This window comes from Burkholderia sp. Ac-20379, assembly GCF_017104645.1.
Classification (GTDB): Bacteria; Pseudomonadota; Gammaproteobacteria; order Burkholderiales; family Burkholderiaceae; genus Burkholderia.
In genome coordinates this window covers 1-2,283 of the sequence record NZ_JAAGPF010000605.1, presented here as the reverse complement: position 1 = coordinate 2,283, position 2,283 = coordinate 1, and the positions used below count along the sequence as shown (strand labels likewise).

General features: G+C 70.8%; 2 protein-coding genes and 1 pseudogene. All 3 read left to right on the top strand.

What is annotated here, in order from left to right:
• Positions 1–450: pseudogene (locus tag G3N92_RS33170) on the top strand (hypothetical protein); the annotation flags it as partial.
• On the top strand, positions 447–1,367 hold the full coding sequence (locus G3N92_RS33165) for a DUF3365 domain-containing protein (RefSeq protein ID WP_206131733.1): 921 nt from the start codon (positions 447–449) through the stop codon (positions 1,365–1,367). The pseudogene G3N92_RS33170 and the gene G3N92_RS33165, both read left to right, overlap by 4 nt.
• On the top strand, positions 1,364–2,283 hold a 920-nt coding region (locus tag G3N92_RS33160; protein WP_206131732.1), incomplete at its 3' end, for a serine/threonine-protein kinase. The genes G3N92_RS33165 and G3N92_RS33160, both read left to right, overlap by 4 nt.

Here is a 2,283-nt window from a genome sequence, read left to right as displayed (position 1 = left end):
AACGCGCCAGTTGCGCGCATCGACGCGCAAGGCGCGGCGTATGCGAGCCATCCGCATCAGGGCGCGACGTTGCCGCTGTCGCGCGGCCCCGATCCGGCCTTCGTGGCCGCGATGCCGGTGAGCTTCCGCGACGCGCTGCGCCCGCTGCCGATGCCGGCCGCCGTGCACGACGCATCCGCGCGCGGGCTGCGCCCGGCGGCCTATGTCGACGTGGCGGACTGGCTCGACAGCGCGCTCGCCGTGCGCAACGATCCTGCCACGCGGTTCGCGGCGCGCTTCCGTTCGCGTCTGTCGGATCCGGCGTTCCGCGCGGCGGTGAAGCAGCACATCGATGCGCTGCCCGACTGGCGCGCGCTGGTGTTTCCGCCGCCGCGCCCGGCGTTCAGGCCGATCGTCGATCCGGTCTACAAGCCGATTTCCGTCTCTCCCTCGCTCTCCGGCCGCTCATGAAACTGTCGCTCGCCATCAAGTTCAATCTCGTGTTCGTCGCGATCTTCGCGATCGGCCTGACCGCGGCCGGCGTCGTCGCCGACCGCGTGCTGCAGCAGCAGGCGCTCGACGAAACGCGCCACGACGCCAACGTGCTGATGAGCGCGGCCGAAGCGATGCAGAACTACACGGCGCAGCACATCACGCCGCTGCTGTCGACGCAGATCCAGTATTCGTTCGTGCCCGAATCGGTGCCCGCGTTCTCGGCGATCGAGATGCTCAACACGCTGCAGGGCGCGTTTCCCAACTTCTCGTACCGCTCGACGATGGTCAATCCGACCAACCCGCGCGACCGGCCCAGCGATTGGGAGGCCGAAGTGATCGCGCATCTGCACGACCAGCCGGCCTTGCAGGAGGTGACGGGGCAGCGCCGCACGCCGGGCGGCGAGCACCTGCTGTTCCTTGCGCGGCCGAGCCGCATCACCGATTCGACCTGCATGCAGTGCCACAGCACGCCCGCCGCCGCGCCGCGCACGATGCTCGAAAAATACGGCCCCGCGAACGGCTTCGGCTGGAAGATGAACGACGTGATCGGCGCGGAGTTCGTGTCGGTGCCGATGTCCGAATCGATCGCGCGCGGCCGCGCGCTGTGGCGCAGCTTCATGGCGGCGCTCAGCGTGGTGTTCGCGGTGGTGCTGATCGTGCTGAACGTGATGGTGCACTGGCTCGTGACGCGGCGCCTGCAGGCGCTGTCGCGCGCGGCCGACGAGGTGAGCCTCGGCCAGCTCGGCGAGGTGGCGCTGCCCACGCGCGGCAGCGACGAGATCGCCTCGCTGGCCGTCTCGTTCGGCCGCATGCGCACCAGCCTCGTGACGGCCTTCGAGATCCTCGACGAAACCGGCGCGGGCGACACCGCCCCGCCCGGCTCGCGGCCATGATCGGGCGCACCGAGGTGCTGCCGCAGCGGATCGGCCGCTATGAGGTCGAGCGCGTGCTCGGCCGCGGCGCGATGGGCACCGTCTATCTCGCCACCGATCCGCATATCCAGCGGCGGGTCGCGCTGAAGACGATCCGCACCGAGCTGCTGCACGACCCGAGCGGCGCGGCGGCCGAGGCCGAACTGCCCGCGCGCTTCATCAACGAGGCGCGCGCGGCCGGGCGGCTCGTGCATCCGCATATCGTCGGCGTGTTCGATTACGGCGAGGCCGACGGCGTGGCGTTCATGTCGCTCGAATACGTGCGCGGCGAGACGCTGGCGGCCCGGCTCGCACAGCACGCGGCCGGCGGCACGGCGATGCCGCTGCCGCGCGTGCTGGTGTGGTTCAGCCAGTTGCTCGACGCGCTCGCCTACGCCCACGACGCCGGCGTGATCCATCGCGACATCAAGCCTGCCAACCTGCTGATCGCGCCGCGCGGCGAATGCAAGATCACCGATTTCGGTATCGCCCAGCTCGACACCGGCCGCCTCACCCAGGCCGGCATGATGATCGGGACGCCGAACTACATGTCGCCCGAGCAGTATGCCGGGGCCGACGTGGATGCGCGCAGCGACCTGTTTTCCGCCGGCGTCGTGCTGTACGAAATGCTGACCGGGCGCTGCCCGTTTTCGGGCTCGTCGGCGGCGGCCATGCATCAGGTGCTGACGGCGATGCCGCCCGCGCCGTCGTCGCACGCGCCGGGCTTGCCGGCCGAGCTCGATGCGATGGTGCTGAAAGCCCTGGCGAAGGCGCCGGCGGCGCGCTACGCGTCGGCGCAGGGCTGGCGCGTCGAATTGCTGGCGCTGCTCGACACGCTGGCCGCGCCGCGCGACCCGGATCAGACGGCGGTGGCCGTGCCGCTCGCGCGGCAGGCGCT